General features: G+C 64.2%; 14 protein-coding genes. 6 read left to right on the top strand and 8 right to left on the bottom strand.

Translation table 11 applies throughout. The features are described from left to right. Nucleotides 1-100: 100 nt before the first annotated feature. The 7 genes from HH213_RS23610 to HH213_RS23640 all read right to left on the bottom strand — a co-directional run bounded on the left by HH213_RS23610 (nt 101) and on the right by HH213_RS23640 (nt 8141). Nucleotides 101-1192, bottom strand: a complete 1092-nt coding sequence (locus HH213_RS23610) for a PP2C family protein-serine/threonine phosphatase (protein WP_229263129.1) — start codon at nt 1190-1192, stop codon at nt 101-103. Beyond that, nucleotides 1189-1671 carry an SH3 domain-containing protein gene (locus tag HH213_RS23615; RefSeq protein ID WP_169113854.1) on the bottom strand — a complete coding sequence of 161 codons (483 nt, stop codon included), beginning with the start codon at nt 1669-1671 and terminating at the stop codon, nt 1189-1191. Before HH213_RS23615 ends, HH213_RS23610 begins: the two co-directional genes overlap by 4 nt. 6 nt (nt 1672-1677) lie before the next feature. Beyond that, a complete protein-coding gene (locus HH213_RS23620) occupies nt 1678-3393 on the bottom strand; it encodes a hypothetical protein (RefSeq protein WP_169113855.1) in 1716 nt (571 codons plus the stop codon). Nucleotides 3394-3396: 3 nt separating this feature from the next. Further along, nucleotides 3397-5901: an FtsW/RodA/SpoVE family cell cycle protein gene (locus HH213_RS23625; RefSeq protein ID WP_229263130.1), complete on the bottom strand. Its 2505-nt coding sequence runs from the start codon at nt 5899-5901 to the stop codon at nt 3397-3399. Beyond that, the gene (locus HH213_RS23630; protein WP_169113856.1) at nt 5898-6935 is read right to left on the bottom strand and encodes a serine/threonine-protein kinase; all 1038 of its coding nucleotides are present in this window, start codon (nt 6933-6935) and stop codon (nt 5898-5900) included. Before HH213_RS23630 ends, HH213_RS23625 begins: the two co-directional genes overlap by 4 nt. Nucleotides 6936-7020: 85 nt before the next feature. After that, nucleotides 7021-7449, bottom strand: coding sequence for a glycine zipper domain-containing protein (locus tag HH213_RS23635; RefSeq protein WP_169113857.1), 429 nt, complete (start codon nt 7447-7449; stop codon nt 7021-7023). 134 nt (nt 7450-7583) lie between these two features. Further along, nucleotides 7584-8141 carry a GNAT family N-acetyltransferase gene (locus HH213_RS23640; protein WP_229263131.1) on the bottom strand — a complete coding sequence of 186 codons (558 nt, stop codon included), beginning with the start codon at nt 8139-8141 and terminating at the stop codon, nt 7584-7586. Between the two features lie 121 nt (nt 8142-8262). Between HH213_RS23640 and HH213_RS23645 the strand changes: the two genes are divergently transcribed. The 5 genes from HH213_RS23645 to HH213_RS23665 all read left to right on the top strand — a co-directional run bounded on the left by HH213_RS23645 (nt 8263) and on the right by HH213_RS23665 (nt 13223). Next, entirely contained in the window at nt 8263-9693 is a 1431-nt protein-coding gene (locus tag HH213_RS23645; protein ID WP_169113858.1) for a M20/M25/M40 family metallo-hydrolase, read from the top strand. Between the two features lie 58 nt (nt 9694-9751). Beyond that, nucleotides 9752-9991, top strand: a complete 240-nt coding sequence (locus HH213_RS23650) for a hypothetical protein (RefSeq protein WP_169113859.1) — start codon at nt 9752-9754, stop codon at nt 9989-9991. A 71-nt stretch (nt 9992-10062) separates the two neighbouring features. After that, the gene (locus tag HH213_RS23655; RefSeq protein ID WP_110848124.1) at nt 10063-10416 is read left to right on the top strand and encodes a hypothetical protein; all 354 of its coding nucleotides are present in this window, start codon (nt 10063-10065) and stop codon (nt 10414-10416) included. A gap of 60 nt (nt 10417-10476) precedes the next feature. Then, nucleotides 10477-11856: a TolC family protein gene (locus HH213_RS23660; protein WP_169113860.1), complete on the top strand. Its 1380-nt coding sequence runs from the start codon at nt 10477-10479 to the stop codon at nt 11854-11856. After that, entirely contained in the window at nt 11853-13223 is a 1371-nt protein-coding gene (locus HH213_RS23665; protein WP_169113861.1) for a multicopper oxidase family protein, read from the top strand. The genes HH213_RS23660 and HH213_RS23665 overlap by 4 nt, the downstream gene beginning before the upstream one ends. On the opposite strand, the gene HH213_RS23670 is transcribed toward HH213_RS23665, so the two are convergent. Next, nucleotides 13220-14002 carry a hypothetical protein gene (locus HH213_RS23670; RefSeq protein WP_169113862.1) on the bottom strand — a complete coding sequence of 261 codons (783 nt, stop codon included), beginning with the start codon at nt 14000-14002 and terminating at the stop codon, nt 13220-13222. The two genes, HH213_RS23665 and HH213_RS23670, sit on opposite strands and share 4 nt — an antisense overlap. 111 nt (nt 14003-14113) lie before the next feature. On the opposite strand from HH213_RS23670, the gene HH213_RS23675 reads away from it, so the two are divergent. Continuing rightward, entirely contained in the window at nt 14114-15376 is a 1263-nt protein-coding gene (locus HH213_RS23675) for a voltage-gated chloride channel family protein (RefSeq protein WP_169113863.1), read from the top strand. Nucleotides 15377-15389 lie beyond the last annotated feature (13 nt).

Below are 15389 nucleotides of genomic sequence, written 5' to 3' on the forward strand. Positions count from 1 at the left end.
TTTCATGACAAACCGACCGATGGGATACCCGCAAGTTTATGCGGTTTTCGCTCTGTTTGGCAAACTTTGCAACCGATTTTTCAGGTTGGCTGTGCGGGTATCAAAAATGCGACGGAATTGGTGCCGCTGGCAGTGCTGTTTCGTCAACATTGCTGGCCATTTGGGGCCGTGCAGTTGGTTGAACGAAGCGAATCACGATGGCGCTCAGGTTGTCGATGTGGAGTTGCGGCGGCGGGTTGGCGGCGTAGTCGTTGAACAGCGCGTCCAGAGCTTGCGCGGCGGCCGGCTGCGTCATCAGCGCCGGCCAGCGGGCGATCCATGGCTGCGGATGGGCGCAGGACCAGAAACCGTCGGTGGCCAGCAGGTAGGTGGCGTCGGCGCGCACCTGCACGGCGCGGCGGTCGGCCAGGTGGCGCAGGAAGGGCGGCAGGTTGGACGCGTCCAGCGGCAGCAGGCCATCGTCCAGCACTTGCGGATTGGTGAAGGCGTTGCCGAGGATGTAGGCTTGCGCGATCTGCGCGCGGTGTTCGCCGTGCACTTGCTGCCACCATTCCTGTTCGTCCAGCAGACCGTGCATGGCGAAGGAGGTGGCGGGGACGTGGTCCACCGTCAGCGGGTTGGCGCTTTGCGGCGTGATTTCGTACAAGCGCGAGTCGCCGGCGTGATACAGCATCGGTTCGCGGCCGGGCGGGATTTCCAGCAGCGTGAGCGTGGTGCCGGGGCGGCGGAAGGTGTCGTGGTCGTCCGGGCGGCTGAAGTGGGCTTGCAGCTTGCGATGCAGTTGGTCGAGCTGCGCGCCGAGTTGTTCCAGCGAGGTGCAGGCAGGGATGCGCAGCAGGCCGGTGGCGACGGCTTCGGCGGCTTGGCGCCCGTGTCCGTGGCCGCCCATGCCGTCGAGGACCGCGAGGCGCACATGGCCTTGCGGCCAGTCGGGCAGCTGGGTGGTCTGCGCGGTCTGGTCGCGCAGCAGCACGGCGCGGCCGTCGGCATCGATGAGCAGCAGGTTGTCCTGGTTTTCCGGCACTTGCAGCTTGCTGATGCTGGCGCTGCTGCGGGCGGCGATGTCCAAGGTGGGGCCGAAGTTGAGTTGGTCGGTGATGCGTGTCATCGGTGCGGGCGCCGCAGCGCGGGATGCGAAAGGCCACAGCTTAGCCGAAAAAGTGGCGGCGGCGGTGGGTGGCGTGTGCGTCATTCGCCGCTCCGGCGCAGCCACAGGCTGCTCACCCAGCCGGTGTTTTCGTGGCCATTGACGCTGGTTTTGATTTGCCACCAGTCGCCGTTGCGCATGCCGGTTGGCGTGGCTTCGGCGCCGGCTGGCACGATGGCGAGGCGGGCGGCGTGCACGCCAGGCGCGGCGCGCAGGTTCAGGTCGCGGTGGACGAGGAATGGGTGGCCTGCGGCGGCGCTGCGCCAGCTTTCCGTCGCGCTGTCGTCGGTGAAGGCGGTGGGCGTGGTTGCGGCGATCAATGGACTGGCTTGGGCGCTGGCTGCGCCGTGCGTTGCATACAAAATCAGGCTGCCGAAGCCCCATGCGCCGACCACCATAATGAGCAGCGCGCGCGCGTTGGGCCGGCGCCACCAGGTGCGCGGCGTCAGGTACGCGGCCAGGAACAGCGTGACGATCAGGCCCGCAGCGAAGGCGGCAACGGCGTAGAGTTTGACGGCTTCCATGATGACTCAGGCGTCAAAACGCAGCACGTAGTGGCCTGCCACGAGGTGATGGCCATGCGGCAGTTGGTAAGGCGCATCGCCGATACTGGCGACGAATTGCAGCTTGTCGTCCAGGTGATACAGCGATTGCGTGGCGCTCTGGCGGGCGATGGTATAGCCCTTGGTCGTGGCTTCGAAGGTGAAAGCGTTGCGCGACAGGCCGATGCGGTCCGCACTGGCGTTGCCCGCGCCGTCTGCGCGCTTGAGGAAGCGCGGCGAGTCGAGCAGGCGCAAAGAGGCCAGCATCGGCGAGTTGCGGCCGAAGGTGAAGCGCACGCCGCTTGCCACGCCGGCGCCGACTGGCTGGGCAAGGCAGATCACGGCGCGGTAGCGGTCCGCCATTTCTGGTGCGACGGCCAGCAGGCGCAGTGCGCGCGTATCGACCGGGGCGAAGGTGGCGGGGGCTTCGATGCGTTGGCGGCCTTCTGGTGTGCAGGCGTATAAATCGTCTGCGGCGTCGACCATCAGGCTGATGGCCGGTTGCGCGTCCGCCGACAGGGCCAGCGACTGATTAAACGGCAGCTCCAGCGCTTGCGCGCCAGTGTCGCGGTAGCGGCTCAGACGTGGCAAGGCCAGTGCCACGAGGCTGACGCGTTGCTGCGAGACCGGTGCATAGGTCGCGTCACTTTCGCCGGCACGGTTGGCCGGCTTATGACTGGCGGCCGGCACGGCGGTCAGGTCGATGGCGCCAGCGCCGCTGCGTGCGGAGAGGCCGATACCGCCGCCGTCTGCGGATGGGCGTGGCGCCAGGCCCGCGCGCATGCCAGCCGCCGCGCCGATGCCCATGCTGGCGACACCGCCCGCAGTAAGGACCGGTGCGCTGACTTCGGCGGCGGGTGGCGAAATGTCGCCGCCGGCCATCGCGTTGCTGCCCGCACCGGAGCGGCTTTGCCAGACCGCCGGACTGACGGCCGGCGTGGCGCTACCTGTATCGCTTTGGTGGCGAGGTCGCAGTGGGAATGCCGAGGTGCGGGCAATCTTCACCAGCAGCCGGCCGCCCTGCGGCTCGCGCAGCGATTTGACGGTGTAGTAGCCACTGCGCGGATCGTAGCGGCAATCGAACGCCTCTTTGGGACGCATCTGCACCACCGGCGGTGCATCCGGACCATCGTTAAGAATTAGCAGCGCCGCATCCGGCCCAAACGGCCAGCCTTGCGCCACGGCGCTGGCCTCCGCGCCTTCGCCACCGATCAGTGCCAAACGCTGATTCGGGTACAGCGGGCACACCGGATGCCAGATCGCGCTGTCCCGCGACACGCTGACGTTGTACAAAATCTTCTCATCCGGCGCCGGCAAATACACGGCATGCCCGAACTTCACTTCGATTTCGCCCGGCGCCAGCGACGTCGCGCCGACCACGTCGTAGCGCACCTGGTCACTGCCCAGCAGATCGCCAAAATCCTTTTGATGCAGCGCAGCCAACGTCTCGGCAAGATCACGTGCGCGTGCGCCACGGGTCAGGTGGTAGTCATCGTCCACATCTTCCTGCGGCAGCACCAGCGTCACGTGCGAGAAGCAGCGGGTGGCGGCGCGGCCCTTGTGTTCGCGCGGGCTGCGCTCCAGCAGATCGCGCAGCAGCGGGCGGCGCGAGAACAGCGCCAGGCCCGGCGTCTGCCAGATTGCCTCGGCGTTGAATACGTCCGGAATGCGCCCCAGGACGGCGTGTTGAACATAGGTCGGCATGATTCAAACTCCTTCAGTAGATATCGCAACGAAGGTAAGCAGGGGGCAGAGGAAAAACAGCAGATGGCTGCCGCCGGCAGACAGAAAACTCATCGGCTGCCCCATGATCGGGAAGATCGCCAGGTTGGTCCCCCACGACAGCAGGAAATGCGCCAGCACGAAGGCGCCGCCGCCGCACAGGGCGAAATAGCGGAAGCGTCCCAGCCAGGCTTGGCGGAAGTGGCGCGCGGCGGCGCCGCCGTGGTAGGCCTGCATGGCGGCGAATACTATCCCGGTCAGGAAGGCCGCCTGCACGGCCCACAGCAGCAGCCCGCCCAGCAGGCCGTGGCGGTTGACGAAGAAGGACGCCGCGAAGTCGTCCTGCACAGCGGGGATTTGCACCACGCTGCCGGCGGTCTGGCCCAGCGCGCGCAGGCCGAACCAGTGATCGGCGCCCAGCCAGCCGCCGTCACCGATGGCGCGGGCGCCCAGTAGCAGCTGTTGACCGGTGTGCGGATGCTCGGCAGGATTGAGCCAGACCAGGAAGCGGTCGGCGTAGAAGCCCCAGCGGATCAGGTCATCGGTGCCGACTACGCGCAGGTAGACCACAGCGCCCACCGCCAGCAAGGCGCCGCCGACCAGCACCGCGGACAGCAGACGATTGCCGGCGGCGATGGCGTAGGCCAGTCCCATGCCGGTGCTCCAGACCAGCAGCAGGATCAACGGCGAGAAGTCGTCCACCTGCACCAGCGCGAGGCCGAGCAATGCGAGGAACAGCAAGGCAGGGCCGATCAGTTGCAGCCAGCGCGCGCCATGGTCGACGAGCCGCTGCGGGCCGCTGTGCCAGTGGAAGCGCAACGCCAGGCAATGGGCGGTGAGGGCGGTCAGCGCCAGTTTGGCCAGTTCCACCGGTTGCAGGTCGAAGACGCCGGTTTCGTCGCCCCACAGCACTTGGGCGGCCAAGGCGGTCAGCGCCACGGCGGCGAACAGTGCGAGTATCCATTCGATGGTGCGTTGTTGCAGGTGGATGCCGCGCGCCGCCTGGTGTTGTGCCCACAGACGCAGCAAGCCGCCAAGACCGGCGCCGATGGCCAGCATGGCGGCGCTTTTCTGGTAATAGCGCAGCCAGGAGGATTCCGGCGCGCCGAGGCCCAGTTCCAGTTGCGCCAGCAAGCCGGTGGCCAGCAGCACGGCGCCGGCGGCGGTGGCCAGCGTCAGGCGGCCGGGCAAGGAAATCCACAACAGCAGCGCGCTGGCGGCCAGCAGCATTGAGCAAGCGGCGGCAGGCGCGTAGCCGGCGCGTTGCGCGGTTAGCGCGATCAGGCCGAGCGCCAGCATGCCCGCCGTGGCTAGCAGGTTGCTGCCGCCCGCCACCTTTGCCGCCCAGGAGGTGGTTGCGGCGGCTTGGCGTGCGACGGCGCTGACGCCGCTGCAGACCACGCACAGGGCGATGCCGATCCAGAGCGTGTTGGCGTGGCCGCTGCTCCAGAGCGCGCGCTGCTGCCATTGCCAGTTCACTTGCTCCGGTTGTTTCAGTTCCGGCTCGGCGAACAGTTTGACGTGGCGGCTTGGTTGCAGCGTCAATTGGTTGCCGCTGGCGCTGATCTGGAAGCGCGTGTGGCCGACCACGATGGCGTTGACGCCCTCCAGCGATGCTTCCTGCTTGCGCAAGTCGGTCTGCTTGCCGGCGCCGGTGACCAGCACCGCCGTGCGGTCGCCATCTGGATTGCCGGCCGATAGCAGCAGGCGGCCGTTGATACGGCTAATCTGCGCGGCGCCCGGCGTTACTTGCGCCAGGCCGAGACGATTGTCGCAATACAGATTGCCGCCAAAGGTGAGCGGGCGGACGATGGTCAGCGGCATGATGCCGTTCCATGCTGCCAGCGCTTTGGATGCCAGGGGCGATTCCGGGCAGTTGGCTTGTTGGCGCCCGTCTCGGTACAGCGTGGCGCCGTCGTAGCGCCATTCGTGGCCGTCGCGCGTGAAGGTGACTTGGTCTGCATTGGCGGCGCGGATGTCGAAGACGGCGCCGTCGATCTGGAAGCGCTGCAGGTTCTGCATGGCGACGCTGCCCATGCGCTGTTCGGCCCCGTCGCGCAGCAGAACGACGTGGTTGCTGGTGCTGAGATTGCGCAGCAGCCAGCTGCCGCTGGCATCGCGGCGCAGCGAGAGGTGATTGCGGTCGGTTTGCGGTGCGGCCAGTTCGCGTTGGCCGAGGATGATGCTGTCGCCGGCCGGCAGGGTGACCGTGATTGCGTGGGGCAGCCAGGCAGCGGGTGCGCGCAACAAGGCCATCACCTGCAGGCAGGACAGGCCTGCCAGGATTGACAGCGTGACCGCAAGGCCGACGTTACGCGAGGCGACGCGCGCTGTGGCGTACAGCGCGCTGACCAAGGTGGCCAAGGTGCCGAAAGCGTCAGCCTGGCGGGGCATCAGGCGGCGCAGCAGCGGGCGGCGTGCGGAGCGACCTGCGGCTAGCGTGGTCGCGCGGCTGGCGGTGCCTCCGGATGCGTGAGAGGCGGCCATCATGCCACCTGCAAGGTTTGCCAGCCATTGATGGCGGAAGGCCGGCGCATGGCCAGCACCGGATCAACCGCATCGAATGCGCCACGCGCTGGCTTGACGCCCTGGATCGCATTCAGCATGCGGCTGATCTGGAGTGCGTGGCGCGGACGTTTGGCAGGATCGATTTGCAGCAAGGTGCGCAGCAGTTCCAGCGCCGCATCGCGCCTGTCGGAGGGGATGGCAGCGGCAAAGCGATCCTCTTCGCTCGCGTGTAATGCGGCTGGAATCTCGCCGCCATGCATGCCGCGCAGCAGATTAGCGCCGGCCACGTGATGCTCGCGATACGCTTGCCCGCAATCGCTGCAAAAACGCAGCGGCGTGCCGCTGGTCACTAGGAAGTACAGCAACGCGCCCAGCGAGAAGTAATCGCTGCGCGGACCGGTGGCGTAACCGCCGCCATCGGCCGGAAAGAACTGTTCCGGCGCCTGCCAGTTGGCGGTGCCGGCGTAGGAGTGCGCTTGCAGGCTGCCCAATTCGCGGTTGGTGCCGAAATCGGCCAGCTTGACGGTATGCAGATGCGGATCGAGCAGCACATTGGCCGGCTTCAGATCCAGATATCGCCAGCCGTATTGGTGGACCTTGGCCAGCGCCTGATTGATTTGCGCGATCCAGCCCAGCGCCTGCGCCAGCGGCACGGTTTCGGCACGGCTTTTAAGTGCGACCATGTGCTTGCCCAGGTCTGAGCCCATCAGCTCCAGCGCCAGTACCGGCAGGCCGTCGTGCCAGCCGCTATCCAGCAGTCTGACGATATGCCGTTCGTCCCACGGCTCCAGCGACTGGAGGAAGGCGATTTCGTTATTGGCGCTGGTGGTCCAGCGCGCGCGCTGGGCGGGCAGAGCGCGCGTCATCTGCTCCTGGTTGATTAGCTTGATGGCGACGTCGCGCGTGGCCTGCGGCCCGCTGGCGCGCCAGATGATGCCGTAGGCCGATCCACCGATCTGCTCGCGCAGCCGGTAGTGGCCCAGTTCCAAAGCGATGATTGCGTCTGCTGTTGTCATGTTTCCCCCCGTCGCAGCAAACTAGCGGAGGGAATGAAAAAAGCCCCGACGCGTCGGGGCTTCGCAGACTAAGGTAGACTAAAAATCAACGATCCCAGCGATCGCGGTGACGGTGCTCCCAGCGCTCTTCGCGGTATTCGCGATAGTATGGGCGGGCTGGTTCAACGTACACTACGCGTGGTGGCGGCTGGTAGTAGCGTGGAGGCGGCGCGTAATACACCGGCGCTGGACGCTCATAGTAACCCGGGGCTGGCTGCGAGTACACGCGGGTCTCGACATAGCCACGGCCACCGCCGCGATAGTAACGGTCATCGTTGGTGCGGATGCTGTTACCCACCGCCGCGCCAAGTACGCCGCCGACGATGGCGCCATCGCGGCCGCCGGTGCTATTGCCGATTGCAGCGCCTACCACAGCGCCGGCCACCGTGTTGAAATCACGGTCGCCTGCGAAGGCCGACGACGATACTGCTGCAGTGGCCAGTAACGCTACACCCATCATTTTTTTGCTCAACATGGTAATTCCCCTTGCTGTGGCGCGGATCAGAATGATTCGTTGGCCAGTGATTCCACTATACCTCTCCTAAATGTAATTTCCATGTCTTATACAGATGCTTACAAACGGACCTCGCTGGTAATGGCTTGTAACATTTAGACAGATATGGAAAGACGGCGCGCCTCCCATTCGGGACGCAGCAGGCTAAACACCACCACGTCCTGGTAGCGGCCGTTGATAAAGAAGGCGTGGCGCAGCGTGCCTTCCGGCTGAAAGCCGCATTTTTGCGCGACCCGCACCGATGCCACGTTCTCCGGCGCCGACAGCAGCTCCAGCCGCTGGTACTGGTAGACGCTGAACAGATAATCGACCATCAACTGGCACGCCTCGGTTACATATCCGCGCCCGGAAAGCTTGGTATCGAACAGGCGATAGCCGATTTCGCGCGTGGTTGGCGTGCGGCTCTTGAAGTGGGTGATGACGCCGATGATGTGGTGCAGCGCGTCTTCGATGACAAACAGTTCACTGTCTTCGGTGACGAAGCCGTTCTGCATGAACTCCTTGCGCATGGTTTCCGGCGACTTGAAGTGCGTGGAAAAGTAGTCGCCGCGTGACGGCAGGTCGTTGACCAGCGCGATGAAGGTGTTCAGGTCTGTGGTGAGCAGATGGCGTACGGTGCAAAGTGAACCCTTGAGCATAGACGCTTTCTTCATGCAGTTGAACGTACATGGTAGAGCAAGCGCGATAGCAAATCAATATGAATGACAAGAGCGTCATGATGGGGTATTGTTTAAGACGATCTTGCTACCCAACCTTTACCACTACAGGAACCGCATGAAATCCGTCTTCAAGAAATCCCTGTCGCTGACCGTCCTGGCCAGCAGCCTGTTAAGCCTTGGCGCCAGCGCCGCACCTGCCAACGATCCGGCCACGCTGGGCCAGATCCGCGACAGCGCCATGAACAGTGACTGGGCCTACGAGCGCCTTGCCGACCTGACCGACTTGGTAGGTCCGCGCCTGTCCGGCTCCGTCGGCGCGCAGGCGGCGGTGGAACAGGTGTCTGCTGCGATGCGCAAGCTGGGCGCCAAAGTCACGCTGCAACCTGTCAAGGTGCCGCACTGGGTGCGTGGCGAGGAGAAGGCGGAAGTAGTGGAATACGCCGGCCGTCCCAACGGTGTGACGCAAAAAGTGGTGCTCACCGCCCTGGGTGGCTCGGGCGCCACGCCGGCCGCCGGCCTGACCGCGCCGGTGATCGTGGTGCACAGCTTTGAGGAATTGAAGGCCAAAGGCGCGCAGGTCAAGGGCAGTATCGTGCTGTTCGACGTCGCCTTCGACCAGGAGATGGCTGATCGCGGCCAGGCCGGTCCGGCCTACGGCGCAGGTTCGCGCATCCGTACCCAGGGCCCGCGCCTGGCGGCGGAAATGGGCGCGGCGGCAGCGCTGGTGCGCTCGGTCGGCGGCGCCAACTACCGTATCGCCCACACCGGCGCCACAGGCCTGGTCGATGGCGCGCGCATTCCCGCCGCTGCCGTCACGGCGGAAGATGCGATGCTGATGAGCCGTCTGTCGGCGCGCGGTCCGTTGAAACTCCATCTGACGCTGACCCCGCAAACGCTGCCGGACGCCGACAGCTTCAACGTCATCGCCGACTGGCCGGGCACCGACAAGGCGGACGAAGTGGTGATCGTCTCCGGTCACCTGGATTCCTGGGATCTGGCCACCGGCGCGCACGATGATGGCACCGGCGTGGCCGGCGCCATGGGCGTGATCGAAACGCTGAAAAAGCTCGACCTGCATCCGCGCCGCACCATCCGCGTGATCGCCTGGATGAACGAGGAAAACGGCACCCGTGGCGGCAAGGCCTACTTTGAAGCCAACAAGGACAAGCTGGATAAACACTTCGCCGCGATTGAATCCGATGAAGGCGGCGGCCGTCCGTTCGGCTTCATCGCCAGCGTCACGCCGCAGATGGTGAAGTACTTCGCGCCGTTGAAAACCGCGCTCGATCCGATCGGCGCGGGCGTGTTCCAGCGCCATGACCAGGCTGCCGGCGCCGATATCGGCCCGCTGGAGCGCGCCGGCGTGCCGTCGTTCCAGCCGCTGGTGGACGCCAGCTTCTACTTCAGCTACCACCACACGCCGGCCGATACGCTGGACAAGGTCAGCCCGCTGGAACTGAAGCGTCACGTGGCGGTCATGACTTCGCTCAGCTGGTTCCTCGCCAATATGGATGAGAACATCGGCCGCGTCGCCAAGACGGATTAAGACGTGCGCCGGATTTAGGCAGTCCGTGATAGCCTTCTGACTCAATAAGGAGGCCATCATGGACAAGCTGCATTACAAAGGATGGGACATCATTCCGACCGCGCTGCCGACCAGCGACCAGAAATGGACCGCTAGTTGCGATCTGGCGCGTGTGAACGCCGACGGCGAGCAGGTATTCGAGGGCGCGACCATGCAGTTTGTGCGCGACATGAAGGAAGACGCCATCGCTGCCGCCTGCGACGAGGCGGTGGTCCAGATCGATAACATCATCGCCAATCCGCTGGTGCGGATGGCCTGATTACCCGTGCTTGCGGCTTGTGATAACATAGCCGTATGACTGTCTTGCTCCGATCTCTCGTCGTTTGGCTGATGCTGCTGGCGCTCCCGTATCAGGGATACGCTTCGGCGCAGATGCTGCTGTGCGTCGCGCCTGCGACCGCCGAAGAGACGTCGATGACCATGCCAGCCGGTCCGCATGACCATGCGGCCATGATGGCGGCGCAGGCCAAGGCCGATCACCATCAACATGACGGTTCATCCTCCCACACCACCATGAAGTGCAGCGGCTCCGCATGCTGCGCGGCTGCGGCGCCGGTATTGGCGCTGGAAGTGGCCGCGCCGGCATTGCCATCGGCGTCGCGCGCCATTCCGTTCTATTCCGATTTCCTCCCTGCGGTCGACCTGGCCCACCCTGAACGTCCCCCTCAAGGCCTGCACGCCTGATCACACGACAGCTCCGTCTGCGAGCTGGGTATTTCATAACGATTCTTGAGGTAAGAGGACATGACTTCTCTGTATAAACTCGTCGGCGGCGTAAGCTTGCTGGCGCTGCTGGGCGGTTGCGCATCGCTGTCCGGCGACGGCGGCTTTGGCGCGGTCGCCAGCGTGAGCGAACAGCGCACCGGTGCGCCTGCCAGCGTGGCTGGCCGTCTCCCACGCAATGAGGACGACGCGCGCGCACTGGCCGCCGTTATCGGCAAAAAACTCGAACAGCCTTTATCTGCCGACGATGCGGTGCAGGTCGCGCTGCTGAATAACCGCGGGCTGCAAGCCACCTACTGGTCGCTCGGTGTGGCCGAGGCGGACCTGGTGCAGGCCGGCCGTGTGCAAAATCCGGTGCTGGATTTCAAACGCAGCCATGGCGGCGGCGAGGTTGGCATCGAACGCACGCTGACCTTCAATCTGGTCGGGCTGATTACCGCGCCGATGGCCAGCCGCATCGAAGGCCGGCGCTTTGAACAAACCAAGCTGCTGGTGTCGAACGAGGCGCTGAAGGTGGCTGCCGATACGCGCCGCGCCTGGGTTGATGCCGTCGCCGCGGCGCAGATCGCCGACTACGCCAAGCAGGTCGAAGCTTCGGCGCAGGCCAGCGCCGAGCTGTCGGAACGCATGCGCAAAGCCGGCAACTGGAGTGCGCTGGATATGGCGCGGGAACAGGCCTATCACGCGCAGACGGTGGCCGATGTCACGCATACGCAAAAGGCCGCCGTGGCCGCACGCGAGAAGCTGACGCGCTTACTGGGCTTAAGCGGCGAACAGGCGGCGTACCGCTTGCCCGATCATCTGCCCGACCTGCCGGCCGCACCGCGCGAACTGGCGAACGTGGAGCAGGCTGCGGTCGACGAGCGGCTGGACATCCAGGCCGCCAAGCTGGATACCGAGCAAACCGCATCCACGCTGGGCCTGACGCGCACCACGCGCTTCATCAATGTGCTGGATCTGGGTGCGGTGCGCAATACCGACGGTCCAACCGCTACGCGTGGCTATGAACTGACGCTGGAGATTCCACTGTTCGACTGGGGCTCGGCGCGTGTCGCGCGGGCGGAAGCGACCTATATGCAGTCGGTCAATCAGTTGGCGCAGGCGGCTGTGCAAGCGCGCAGCGAGGCGCGCGCGAGTTATGCGGACTATCGCGCTTCGTATGACCTGGCGCGCCACTACCGCGACCGGGTGCTGCCGCTGCGGAAGCAGATTTCCGAGCAAACCCTGTTGCGCTACAACGGCATGTTGATGAGCGTCTTCGAACTGTTGGCCGATGCGCGCGAGCAGGCCACAGCCGTCAGCGGCTACATCGGCGCGCTGCGGGACTACTGGATCGCGCAAGCCAACCTGGAGGCCGCACAGGGCGGCCGTCTGTCAACGAATAAAGGAGTACAACCATGACCGACCGCAGATCTTTCTTGTCCGGTGCGGCGCTGATCGGCGCCGGCATGGTGACCAAGGCCGCAGTGGCCTCGCTGCCGGAAGCACCGGTGCAATCGAGCCCTGCCACGCAGGCGCCATTGTCGCCACCAAATGGCCGTCCATATAACCCGGTCGTCACGCTGAATGGCTGGACGCTGCCGTGGCGGATGAAGGATGGCGTCAAGGAGTTCCATCTGGTGGCCGAGCCGGTGGTGCGCGAGATTGCGCCCGGCATGACGGCCAACCTGTGGGGCTATAACGGCCAGAGTCCCGGTCCGACCATCGAGGTGGTGGAGGGCGACCGGGTGCGCATCTTCGTCACCAACAAGCTGCCGGAGCACACCAGCGTGCATTGGCATGGTCAGCGTCTGCCGAACGGCATGGACGGCGTGACGGGCCTGACGCAGCCTGGCATCCCGCCGGGGAAGACGTTTGTGTATGAATTTGTGGCCAAGCATGCGGGCACCTTCATGTATCACCCGCACGCGGACGAGATGGCGCAGATGGCGATGGGGATGATGGGCTTTTGGGTGACGCATCCGCGCGATCCGAAGCAGCATGCGGTGGACCGCGATTTTGTCTTCCTGCTGAATGCTTACGATATCGATCCGGGTAGCTACACGCCGAAGATCAATACCATGACGGACTTTAACCTGTGGACGTTTAACAGCCGCGCGTTTCCGGGCATCGATCCAATGGTGGTGCGCAAGGACGACCGGGTGCGCATCCGCGTCGGCAACCTGACGATGACCAATCATCCGGTGCATTTGCATGGCCATACATTTGAAGTGACCGGCACCGATGGCGGCTGGGTGCGTCCGGCGGCGCGCTGGCCTGAGGTGACCACCGATATCGCGGTGGGCCAGATGCGGGCGATCGAGTTTATCGCCGACGAGCCGGGTGACTGGTCGTTCCACTGCCATAAATCGCATCACACCATGAACGCGATGGGGCACTCGGTGCCGACCATGATCGGCGTGGATCACAGCGGCGTGGCGGAAAAGATCAATAACCTGGTGCCGGGCTATATGGTCATGGGCGACAAGGGCGCGGCGATGGACGGCATGCAGATGCCGCTGCCGGAGAACACGCTGCCGATGATGACTGGCGACGGTCCGTTCGGCGGTCTCGATATGGGCGGCATGTTCACGGTGGTGAAGGTGAGGGAAGGGCTGGCGCGCAACGACTACAAGGACCCGGGCTGGTACAAGCATCCGCCGGGCAGTGTGGCGCACGAGTGGACCGGCGAACTGCCGCCCGCTCCGCGCGCACCCGGCGCACCGCCGGCCAAAGCGTCAGAAGCGATGGACGTGAAGCGGGATGGGGATATGCATCACCATCACTAGCCGAAAAAGGCCTTGGCAACCATTGAGATTGCCGCCACGGCGATCATCATCAGGAGGCCAAGGCCCCAGCGCATAAAGCGCTGGAGTTCCTTACGCAATTCGTCAATGGAGGCCTCCACGCAATCAAAGCGCTTGTCTACCTGTTCGAAGCGCCTGTCAACTGCTTCGAAGCGCTTGTCTACCTCGTCAAAGCGCTTATCCACCTCCTGAAAGCGCTTTTCTACTTGTTTGAATTGGTCGTCTACGAGTCCGAATCTTCGGTTGGTTTCCTCCCTTGGTTCGGCGAAGCGTCGGTCCAGCTCTTGTCGCAATTCGTTAAATCGCCGGTCAATGTCCTCTCGTATCATTGCTGTGTGGGTGGACAGGTTGTCACTGGCGGCTTTGAAATCTTTCTCTTCCGCGCTGCGCAACATCTCGAAGCGGAGTTCAATTTTGCCGCGCAGCTCTGTGAAGCGCCGCTCGATTTCCGTGCGGATTTCCTGCTTGCAGTCCTCGGTTTCCTCGCGACCCGAGGTCGAGGCACGTTCGATGTGTTCGCGTAATTCGGTTGCGCGTCGCTGCAATTCATCTTTGGATTCACCGAAACGCCGGTTCATCTCGTCCTGCATATTGGTGAGCCGGTATAAGGTCGAGTCGTTATCAGCCTTGTTCTGGCGCAGTTCGCTTAACTCGGTTTCGATGCGATTGAATCGATCGTTCATCTCGTTCCCCAGCGCAGCAAGCGCCGTGGCGTTGTTGTCGGACGCTGCTTCCAGTGTTGTTATGCGCTCTTCCATCATGAAAATCGTCCTCCTGTCGAGCGAATCGGGCAATGGCGGGCTGATAAGGTATTAGACCTATCCACATGAGATTTGATCCATCTCAGCGGATTTGTTAGTATCGACCGCTCTATGAAGCCATCTCGCTACCCTGAACAACTCCTGCTGCTGCCATATATCGGTAAGTGGACTCTGCTGGCCGGCGTGATTGCGGTGCTAAGCGGCACTGCGTCGGCCGGTTTTCTGTTTGCGTTGGACTACGCCACGCACTGGCGTGAAACCCATCCCTGGATTATCTGGCTGCTGCCGCTGGCCGGTTTCGCGGTCGGCTGGATCTATCTGAAAGTGGGCAGCAGCGTGGAAGCGGGTAATAATCTGCTGATCGACGAAATCCACGATCCCCAGAAAGTCGTGCCGCTGCGTATGGCGCCGCTGGTGTTGATCGGGACTGTGGTGTCGCACTTGTTCGGCGCCTCGGTCGGCCGCGAAGGGACGGCAGTGCAGATGGGCGGCACGCTGGCCGACCAGCTGACGCCGATCTTCCACCTGCGCCACAGCGAACGGCGCATCATCCTGATGGCCGGCATCAGCGCTGGTTTCGCTTCGGTGTTCGGCACGCCGCTGGCTGGCGCCATCTTCGGACTGGAAGTGCTGGCGATCGGCCGTCTGCGCTACGACGCCATCTTCCCGTGCATGGTCGCCGCCATCGTCGCCGACCAGGTGGGCATGGCATGGGGCGTGCATCACACCCATTACGCGATGAACGCCATGGCGCCGATCGGCATCTGGAGCGTGCTGGCGGTGATGGTGGCGGGCATGGTGTTTGGGCTGGTGGGCATGGTCTTCGCCAAATCCACGCATGCCGCATCGGCGTTCATGAAGCGGCATATCGGCTATGCGCCGCTGCGGCCGATGGTGGGCGGCGCGCTGGTGGCGCTGGCGGTGTGGTGGCTCGGTACGCGCTATATCGGCCTTGGCATTCCGGTGATTGTTGAAGCGTTCCAGCAGCCGGTGGCGCCTTGGGATTTTCTCGGCAAATTTGCGTTCACGGTGGCGTCGCTGGGCAGTGGTTTCAAAGGCGGCGAGGTGACGCCGCTGTTCTATATCGGCGCGACGCTGGGCAATGCGATGGCGCCGCTGTTGCAGCTGCCGTTTGCGCTGCTGGCGGGACTGGGCTTTGTAGCGGTGTTCGCGGGCGCCGCCAATACGCCGCTGGCGTCCACCATCATGGCGATCGAGTTGTTCGGTCCGCAGATCGGACCTTTCGCGGCGCTGGCGTGCGTGGTGGCGTATCTGTTCTCAGGCCATTGCGGCATATACCGGTCGCAGCGCGTCAGCCTGGTCAAGTACCGCTTGCCGCCAGTGGCGCGCGACCGTCAGCCACCGTTATCTTAGATCAGTAGTTGTC

The organism is Duganella dendranthematis (genome assembly GCF_012849375.1).
Lineage (GTDB): Bacteria > Pseudomonadota > Gammaproteobacteria > Burkholderiales > Burkholderiaceae_D > Rugamonas > Rugamonas dendranthematis.

Coding starts and splice junctions, on each gene's coding strand:
- HH213_RS23630 (WP_169113856.1), bottom strand. CDS start 6,935: ATGACAACAGCAGACGCAATCATCGCTTTGGAACTGGGCCACTACCGG.
- HH213_RS23610 (WP_229263129.1), bottom strand. CDS start 1,192: ATGACGCACACGCCACCCACCGCCGCCGCCACTTTTTCGGCTAAGCTG.
- HH213_RS23650 (WP_169113859.1), top strand. CDS start 9,752: ATGGACAAGCTGCATTACAAAGGATGGGACATCATTCCGACCGCGCTG.
- HH213_RS23665 (WP_169113861.1), top strand. CDS start 11,853: ATGACCGACCGCAGATCTTTCTTGTCCGGTGCGGCGCTGATCGGCGCC.
- HH213_RS23620 (WP_169113855.1), bottom strand. CDS start 3,393: ATGCCGACCTATGTTCAACACGCCGTCCTGGGGCGCATTCCGGACGTA.
- HH213_RS23635 (WP_169113857.1), bottom strand. CDS start 7,449: ATGTTGAGCAAAAAAATGATGGGTGTAGCGTTACTGGCCACTGCAGCA.
- HH213_RS23645 (WP_169113858.1), top strand. CDS start 8,263: ATGAAATCCGTCTTCAAGAAATCCCTGTCGCTGACCGTCCTGGCCAGC.
- HH213_RS23655 (WP_110848124.1), top strand. CDS start 10,063: ATGCTGCTGGCGCTCCCGTATCAGGGATACGCTTCGGCGCAGATGCTG.
- HH213_RS23675 (WP_169113863.1), top strand. CDS start 14,114: ATGAAGCCATCTCGCTACCCTGAACAACTCCTGCTGCTGCCATATATC.
- HH213_RS23670 (WP_169113862.1), bottom strand. CDS start 14,002: ATGATGGAAGAGCGCATAACAACACTGGAAGCAGCGTCCGACAACAAC.
- HH213_RS23660 (WP_169113860.1), top strand. CDS start 10,477: ATGACTTCTCTGTATAAACTCGTCGGCGGCGTAAGCTTGCTGGCGCTG.
- HH213_RS23640 (WP_229263131.1), bottom strand. CDS start 8,141: ATGAAGAAAGCGTCTATGCTCAAGGGTTCACTTTGCACCGTACGCCAT.
- HH213_RS23615 (WP_169113854.1), bottom strand. CDS start 1,671: ATGGAAGCCGTCAAACTCTACGCCGTTGCCGCCTTCGCTGCGGGCCTG.
- HH213_RS23625 (WP_229263130.1), bottom strand. CDS start 5,901: ATGATGGCCGCCTCTCACGCATCCGGAGGCACCGCCAGCCGCGCGACC.